The sequence below is a fragment of the uncultured Muriicola sp. genome, assembly GCF_947258935.1.
Lineage (GTDB): Bacteria > Bacteroidota > Bacteroidia > Flavobacteriales > Flavobacteriaceae > Muriicola.
The window spans coordinates 1-9219 of record NZ_CAMYKH010000094.1 but is presented as its reverse complement, the minus strand read 5'-3'; the positions used below and the strand labels follow the sequence as shown (position 1 = coordinate 9219).

The following is a 9219-nucleotide window of genomic DNA, read 5'->3' as shown; positions in this document are numbered from 1 at the left end:
ACTCTGTGATATTTGCCATCCTTGGCTCTGGAAACATCACCCATGGCCATTTTGACCATTAAAGTACCTCCCTGGGCAAATGTCCAATTCACATTATCATTTCCCGGCTCCATTTGCTCTCTGAGTTCTGATCTCGAATACTTGGTATTCGCTGTGGTCGCATCCGATGGATACGCATGGAATATTAAAGCTCCTGATGTTGAATCATTGTACATGTATGGCTTCAATACTTCATTGGAAGCATATTGAAGAATTTCTGGCGGAGAAACACTAATGGCCCCTCCTTTTCCTTTACCTTCGGGGATGGTTACCTTCCAATGACTCAGATCAATTTTTGGAAGTTTTACCTTCTTTTTTCTTTTTTTGGATTTTTCAACTTTTACATCCGATTTTGCAATGCTATTTTTCTTGTTTTGCGCAGTAACACTAACTGTCAAAAATGCTATTAGAATAATTGCCAGAGATTTCTTTCGGAATATTCTCATTTTATATATAAAATATTAGACGTACAGTAAGGGTATTAAAGTTCTAATTCTATTGTTATATAACCACCCAGTCTAATTTAAAGCCCGGGTGGTTTTTATAATCTTAAACAATAGTTTGTCCCTTTTTAATCTGTGACTACTACGTTATCAATAAAGACCTCATTACTACTATCTACAGCATTTAATGCTCTCACATAAATAACTATCTTATTTGAAGATGCTGTAAATGAAAAGGTACTTGTAGTGAAAATAGCCTTATCCGTATTGAAGTCATTGGTGATATTAAAGTACGCATCAATGGAAGCGTCACTAGTAGAGGCATTAATACCTGTCTCATCTGCAATTTCATTATTTAAAATAAATACTTCAGTATTAACTCCCATGGCTTCAGAACGAGTGTCGATAGAGAAATTATACGTAGCACCTTGCTCAACCGCGACAAGCTGATATAAACGACGCTCAGTATTACTCAATTTGCCCCCTCTTGTCCCGTTATTTCCATCGCTAGTAGATCCTGGCTGCTCATTAGTGCCACCATAATTAGTATCATTCCATGCGTTTAAATCCGTATTATACCAAAGTGCCCTATAGGGGCTAGGGATTGTATTACCACTCTCATCTAAAATTGTAGAATTGGGTGTCATATCCCAGGCATCCGCATTATCACTTGTGCTACCCATACTACCAGCTGAAGTTCCATGATCATCAAAAGTACCGTTCAGTACCTGTACCACAAATCCTTGCGACACTACAAGTTGCTCAGTAGCTATATCCGAATTTCCGGTAATACTATAAGCCGTCAATGTTACATCGTAGATACCGTCTGCTTCATACGTATGAGAAGGATTCATACCGGTAAATTGATACCCATCACCAAATTCCCATAACAACATTTCTGCACCATCAGAGGCATCCATAAAGGAATACGTTCTGTAATCAGCAGCATCTACCTGAAAAGTAAAAGCTGCAGTAACCGGTGCCAGAATATTTATTGTTTTGCTTAAATCTGTAGACAAATTAGAATCGTTTGTAGCTGTAAGTTTAACTACATACTCAGCTGCCACCGCATACACATGAGTTGGCGATTCTTCAGTGGAAGTATTGCCATCACCAAAATCCCACGCATACGTTGAAGCATTTACAGATGAATTCGTAAATGTATACTCCAGGTAATTAGTTTGACTCTGAGCTACATCAAATCCTGCTGAAGGTGGCACTGCACCCGCAGCTCCTACATCAATTGTAAAATCATCCAATCTGGCTTCAACACCTCCATTTGTAAAAAATATGGCAACCGTATTATTAGTACCAGAACTAAATGACAACTTCTGTTGCACATAAACATCGGGCTCCGAGTCATCGGTCACAGTTACTGAAGCAATTGTTCCCGCAGCAACATCTGCCAAGGTTTCAAAAGTGCCCCCATTTTGTGTAACTCCAAGTATAGAAACGATCAATGATGGGTCTGACGAACCACTTAACATCGTATACCAAAAATTTAGGTCATAATTAGTGTCGGGTTCTACGGTAATTTCTTGATAAAATAAGAGGCTGAAATGGACCTTCAACCACTAAAACATCAATAGATGTGGTTCCTGAAGCACCATTTGCATCACTAACAGTTAAAGATACCGGATAGGTACCTTCGCCATCAAATGTAAAGGTTACATCTTTCTCAGCAGAAGTATTTCCATCACCAAAATCCCATGCGAATATATTTCCTTCCGTTGATAGATTCGTGAATCTAATCGTTTTAAAATCCTCCAAAGTAGAAGCATAAGAAAAATTAGCTTCAGGAAATACGGTATCCGCTTTAGAATTTGAAGCTGGAAACTCATCTCTAAAAAGTTCATCGCCAACACAACTAATAACGATACTCGCTATGGCCAACGTCAAAAGCATCAGCTTTGTCTTACTAAGTATATTTACTTTATGTTTCATAGTATTTTTCATTAATATTAATATCCTGGGTTCTGTGTTAATAGGCCTTTACTTATATTTATCTCTCTTGAAGGAATTGGCAACAGTAATGCTCTGGCACTAAAGACATAGCCCATTTCAATAGCATGAGCGCTCAAAACAGCATCTGCAACTCCAAATCTAAGCAGATCGAACCATCGTTGATTCTCAAAGGCTAATTCTACCCTTCTTTCAAGTAAAAGCTCATCTTTTGTAATGCTCGATATAATGTTTGGAGCAGTATCCGGGAAGGCCCTGTCTCTTATCCTTTGAAAAGAAGTTAAGGCACCTAAATTACTTGTTGACGCACCTCCTGCCAAAATCGCTTCAACATGCATTAATAGTACATCGGCAAAACGAATAGCAATATAATCGTTACCTGCATTTCGAGCATTTGGCCCGTAAGAAGGATCTGCATTTACATCAAAGCCATCTGGGTAGAACTTAGCTACTTCATTTTCATCTGGTGGAAGTGACCCATTCATATTGGTAATAGAAACTGCTGTTCTATCTCCTCCATAAGCAACAAAATCTATTCTAAGATTGTCATTTACAATGTTTTGACCATCTTCTCTACCTGCTCTAACTGCAGACGTAAATTCTGATGAGAAACCTTGACTTTCATCAGCGTTACCCGATTGATATTGAATAGCAAAAATAATTTCATCATTCAATTCTGAATAAAATACATCGTAATAATTACTTTCTAAATCAAATTCTCCACTATTTATAATGGCTTCACACAATTGCTGTGCACCTGTATAATTAGGATTTGCCTGGGTTAAATATACTTTGGCCAATAAAGCCTGAGCCCCTGCTTTTGAAGCTCTAGATTTAGAGGAGTTGTCTAATACGGCAACTGCTTCCTGTAGATCAGCTACAATCTGCGCATAAATCTGTGCTTCGGGTATTCTTGTAAAAAGTGCTTCGTTATCCGTAGGACCTACTACTGTAGTTACCAATGGCACATCGCTAAACATCCTCACTAATTTAAAGTAGGCATATGCTCTTAAAAATTTAGCCTCAGCCGTATACTTTGCCTGATTACTTGCATCTGCAATATCAATAAAGTCCAGAACATTATTTGCTCTGAATATAACTTCATACATCGACTGATAATAATCTTCAACTTCCACATTGTTGGCATTCACCACATATCTGTGAAAATCGGACTTTGAACCTTCTAGTGTCGCATTCCTTGTATTATCGGTGCGATGCTCGGTTAAAAGGTGTTCAAATTGTACTCCTCTGTTTGCCCTGCCAATATTTGTTTCGGTACTTTCATTGACCCCTTGAATGGCGTCATATATTCCAATAACTCCGGCCAGCACATCCGCATCAGTTTGGAAAAACGATTCCACTGCTACAGCTGTATCCGGTAATGGATTTAAAAATTCCTCACTACAGGAAAGGAAAACCAAGCCTGCAACCGTATAAATTAAATATTTTTTAAGTTTCATAACTAGTGTTTTTTTTAAATTAAAAATCAATGTTCAGACCCAATGTCACAGTTCTAAATATCGGTGTTCCCGCCCTTTGTGATCCATATGCTCTTGGATTTGATCCATCTATAAATTCCGGATTAAAACCGTGGTAATCATCAGCAGTGATATAAAGTATATTCTGACCTGTGGCGTACAACCTTAAGTTCGACACTCCTAATTTTGAAGTGACATCTTCCGGAAAATTGTATCCAAGGTTAACATTACGTATTGAAAAGTAGTCTGCACTCGCAATAACTTCACTGGTTAACACCTTTTCCTGAATAAAAGATTCATCTGTTACAAGGCCATCAGCAACGGCTTGTGCTTCGCCACCGCTTTGTGTCCTATTGCCAAACCAATTATAGAAATATTGATCTCCAATATTATTTACCTGTGCACCAAGGCTTCCCTGAAGTTGAAATGAAAAATCAAAATCTCCCATTTTAAACTCATTCGTAAAACTCCATAGTAGGTCCGGATAAGGATCTCCTAAAATAGTTTTGTCCTCTTCGGTAATTATACCATCACCATTTAGATCTTTCACTATAGTGTCATCTGCCTGGCCGTTAATTCTATTCCAGGGCGTGCTAACATAGGTCGTTCTAAATTCAGTATCATCATATACATCGGTATCTACCACATACCCCCAGAAAGATGATATAGGCTCACCCACTCTGTTGATCCATTGTGAATTTCTACCATATGTATCTTCAATGAGTGCATTGTTAGAATCACCAAAAGCGAGTAATTCGTTTTGGTTGGTAGACGCAATTAAAGTAGAGTTCCACCTGAATTTCTCAGTAAGAATATTTTTTGTTCTTAGTTCAAGTTCTACTCCAGTGTTTTGCACCTTCCCTAAATTCACGATACCCCCGGTAAATCCGGTGATATAAGAAACAGGGTTATCTAATAGTAATTTATCACTGGTTCTTTGATAATAATCCAATGATCCTGAAATACGGTTATTAAAGAACCCGTAATCCAAACCAGCAGTGAATTCCTCTGAAGCCTCCCATTGCAATAGTGCATTAGCAATATTTAAAGGAGAAACACCTGGAGATATACTGCCATCAACAATGGCATTGGAATTCTGTAATAAGGCTAAATAAGGCCATACATTAACAACATCGTTCCCTACATTGAAGTTTTCAGCACCGGTAAGGCCATAACTTGCTCTGAACTTTAAATTGGTTACCGCATCGCTCTCAAGCAGAAAATTTTCTTTGGCAACATTCCAACCTATAGATACCGCAGGGAAATTACCATACTTAGAGTTTATCCCAAATACCGAACTACCATCACGCCTAAATGAGGCATTAAAAAGATACTTCCCCTGGTAGGCGTAATTAACCCTTGCAAAATACCCTACTTTTTTTAGTTCTGTATTTACTTCCCCATATTCGGCAATTTGGGTTGCACCTTGTAAATTTTTAAGCAAATCATTTGTAAATCCATTACCGGTAACCTCACTATCCTCACTTTTTCTTTGCTGTATGGTCATACCTGCAAGTAAATTGAGGTCATGATCACCGAAAATTTTGTTATAGTTTAAGGTATTATCTAAAATAAGTCTGGATCGGAATCTATTCTGTAAATTATACTGAGCCCTACTATTTCCAGAGGCATGATGTTTTACACCATCATATCTTGTTCTCTTTCTTTGTTCCAGCGTAATTCCTAAAGATGTTTTGGCTGTTAATCCATCCAACACTTCATAGCTTAAATAGGTAGAGCCAAATAATTTGGTATTATACTCGTAGTGTTCTCTTTCAACATATTGTGCATAAGGATTTGAATCTCCTGAAGTTCTAGGCCTGGCATCGCTTCCATCGCCATCAAAATCTATTTCTCTTAAATGATTTTCAAAAAAGTAATCCCCTACTCCAACATCCGGGTAGGTAGTCCTGTTAATAAACTGAAGTGTTTCTTCTGTGTGATAAATAGGCAACCATGGTGATTGCCGTATAGGATTATGTATTGATGTTGGTAATCGTCTTTGTTTTGAATAAGAAGGCGTTACTCTAAGCCCAAAACGTACTTTATCACTTAATTTCGTATCAATCTTTGCATTACCAGTGTACAATTTATAATCATCAGTTATTACAACACCTTCATCTCCAAGGAATCTTAATGACGTACTGAACTTAGTATCCTCAGTACCGCCTCTTGCAGAAAAAGAATGACTAGTAACAGCTCCCCCATTAAAGAAAACTTCTTGCCAATCTCTGTCAACTCCGGTGGTTGCAACTAATAATTGCATGTATTGAGTTTCTTCTGAAAGTGTCCCTGTAAAAGCTTGCTCTATCTTAACCCAATCAGCGACACTCTTTCTATAATCATCACTGCCAAACGCCTCTTTAAAACCTGTGTAGGTTTGGTAGCTAAATTTTGTTTTTCCTGCTTTACCTGTCTTTGTGGTGATCATTATTACACCATTAGAACCTTCACTACCATAAATAGCGGCAGAGGCTGCATCTTTTAAGACTTCAAAGGACTCAATATCATTCATATCCAAATTACCAAGAAAATCTGAGCTTACCACTACTCCGTCAACCACTAATGCAGGACCCGAGTCAGCAGTTATGGACCCAACACCTCTAATGGTAATTGTAGGCGCACCACCTGCTTCTGTATTGGTTGCCTGGATATTTACCCCGGATACCTGCCCAATAAGGGCATCATCTACTCTCGATACAGCAATCTGGTCTAACGTTTCGTTCACAACCTTAGAAATAGATCCTGTTATTGTAGATTTCTTTTGTGTACCATATCCGGTGACGACCACCTCATCTAGTTGTGAGGCATCTACCAATAAGGTAACATTCACTGTTCTTTGATTTACAATTGCTACACTTTGTGTTGCGTACCCTATATAAGAAAAACGCAGTATTTCTCCGCTGGAAACATTAATGGAATAATTCCCATCAAAATCTGTGGTTGTTCCTCTTGTAGTGTTCATTACAATAATAGTAGCTCCAGGTATTGGCACCTGGTCTGCATCTGTTACGACCCCCGAAACACTAAACGTGTCCTGGGCAAACAATTGGATATTGAAGCACAATATCGCAATCAGAATTAGTTTCGTTTTTAAATTCATTTGAATTAGTATTATGTTAGTAGTCATTTGATTTAGTGCATTCTAACAGCACTGAATGATAAAATGAGGCCTATTTAGCTCATTTATTCTCTACACTACAAACAATTCCTTCGGGGAGTTAATTAATTTATCTAATTTTGAAGAAATCATGTTTATAGTAATGTATAGCATGAATTAAGTTTTACTTCCCTCTTTCAAGAAGTAAATCAGTTAAAAGGATGGGCGTGCACCCGTCCTTTTTTTATTTTTAGGCAAGAATTAATTTCATAGTAGTTAGAGTTGTTGTTAGTTCGTTTCAGTTTTTGGTTATCCAAACTGGTTTACCAATTTGGTTTACCAAATATATCCAAAAATTTTGTTAAAACAAGTTTTTATTGAATTTTAACATATTAACCCATGAAATCTAAGCGAATTATACCGGTGCTTTTTTATTATGACTGTTTATCTCCAAAATAAGATACACCACCACCACTTAAGAAATCTTCTCTTACAGGACTGAAGGTGTCAATTAGTATCCCTTCTTCCAAACAAACTGCACTATGCAATAAATTGGGTTCAATATAAACTCCATCTCCTGCTTCTACAATTTTCTTTTCTCCATTAATTTCAAATTCAAATTTACCCGAAACACAATAGGTAGCTTGTGTGTGAAAATGTTGATGTGGGGCACCTAACGCTCCTTTCTCAAATTTCACTTTTACCATCATGATTTGGTTATCGTAACCTAAGAATTTCCTTGATACTCCTCCTCCAAGTTCTTCCCATTCCAATTCTTTTGTGATTATGTATTTTTCACTAAATCGTTTCATTTTTTTTATTGTTCTTGATTAGTAATAATAGTATCCCTGATTTACTTATTCGGTACACCCGGCCCTACGGTTGCTTCCCTAAACCATACTTCGGTATAGCAGCCATTTTCATACTGTTTAGCGATATCACCGCTATAGGTTTCTGCACCTGCAGACCAAACCATATTTGTTTCAGGACTTTTCCCATTGGTTTGGTTATAAGCACCTTGTTTAAAATAATTCAGCTCTCCGCTGTAGGCAGCGGCACGTTCAGTCCCATCCTGTCCTATAGGCACAAATAATTTCCTGACCTGGCCTGGTAGGTCTGATTGTTTTACATATTCGGATGCGATGAGATTTTTAGTAAATGTTTTGGTTTCATGACCTTCACTGGTAAATGTGAGGTACATAATGCCCTTATATACATTTACTTCATAACTGAATTCTTCTCCTAATTCAATTCCATTTGTGGGTTCGGCGGGTGCCCCATCTTTACTCGTACCTGTTACGGACATATCATTGCCCCATACAGCGGTTGAAAAATCCCACCTATCCGAATTATCATCACCAGCCGTGTTTATTTCATAATTCCAGAATACAGATCCCTTAGTATGACCCGGGAATTTCTTGTAGAATATTTTTAGGGGTTCATTTTCATGTCCTTCGCCACTATGAATTTGCCCAACTACCACTGAGTAAGAGGCCGGAACCCTTGCATCGCCAGAAACCGAGACCTGCATCACTTTGCAGGTGCCGGTTAATTTACCACCTTCTTCAGGCGTCCAATCCCTTTTTTCATGTAACTCTGTTCTGGTGTTGCTTGAATTTTTTGAGGTAATACCAGAATTAGGAGTTTTATAGACTACCCAACGCCTGGTACCATCAATTACTGTGTAGAAAAAATCTTTGTGTTCGAAATTGATAAGATTATCTTCAGTAGTTCCATTTCCCAACAATATTTTAAACTTGTCCATAAAGGGAATCACCTCATGTGGGTATACGGTTTTTGTGCTTAATCCATCATTAGCTGCGAAATACCCCGCATTGGATATGGCATCATCGCTGATAGTGATACTAGCCGACTTAAACCAAACTTCGGCGTAATTGCCGTCCGCATATTGTTTTTCAAGGTCGCCGCCATGCGTTTCTGCACCCGAACACCAGACCTTGTTTACTTTGGGATCCTTTCCGTTGGTTTGGTTATAAGTCCCTAATTTGAAAAAGAGCCCCTCGCCGGCGTACGCATTTTTGCGTTCAACACCATCTTGACCTATTGGAAAAAACAAATTTTGGACTTGCTCAGGAATGTTTGAACGTTCAGCATATTCAGAGGAAATGAGATTTTTGGTAAATGTTTTGGATTCGTGACCTTCACTAGTAAATGTAAGGTACATCATACCATCCTT

General features: G+C 38.1%; 7 protein-coding genes. All 7 read right to left on the bottom strand.

Annotation, left to right across the window (positions count from 1 at the left end):
* The coding region (locus Q0X72_RS12570) for a polysaccharide lyase family 7 protein (protein WP_297766024.1) at positions 1-485 on the bottom strand (485 nt) is incomplete at its 3' end.
* 125 nt (positions 486-610) lie between these two features.
* The gene (locus tag Q0X72_RS12565) at positions 611-1969 is read right to left on the bottom strand and encodes a PKD domain-containing protein (protein WP_297766022.1); all 1359 of its coding nucleotides are present in this window, start codon (positions 1967-1969) and stop codon (positions 611-613) included.
* Between the two features lie 25 nt (positions 1970-1994).
* Positions 1995-2438: a PKD domain-containing protein gene (locus Q0X72_RS12560; RefSeq protein WP_297766019.1), complete on the bottom strand. Its 444-nt coding sequence runs from the start codon at positions 2436-2438 to the stop codon at positions 1995-1997.
* Between the two features lie 5 nt (positions 2439-2443).
* Complete coding sequence (locus Q0X72_RS12555; RefSeq protein ID WP_297766017.1) at positions 2444-3904, bottom strand: RagB/SusD family nutrient uptake outer membrane protein; 1461 nt, start codon at positions 3902-3904, stop codon at positions 2444-2446.
* 19 nt (positions 3905-3923) lie between these two features.
* Positions 3924-7025: a TonB-dependent receptor gene (locus Q0X72_RS12550; protein WP_297766015.1), complete on the bottom strand. Its 3102-nt coding sequence runs from the start codon at positions 7023-7025 to the stop codon at positions 3924-3926.
* A gap of 431 nt (positions 7026-7456) precedes the next feature.
* Positions 7457-7834 (bottom strand): cupin domain-containing protein, encoded by a 378-nt coding sequence (locus tag Q0X72_RS12545; RefSeq protein WP_297766013.1) that lies wholly within the window; start codon positions 7832-7834, stop codon positions 7457-7459.
* 41 nt (positions 7835-7875) lie between these two features.
* Positions 7876-9219, bottom strand: a 1344-nt coding sequence (locus Q0X72_RS12540) for a polysaccharide lyase family 7 protein (protein WP_367180461.1), incomplete at its 5' end; no start/stop codon positions are given.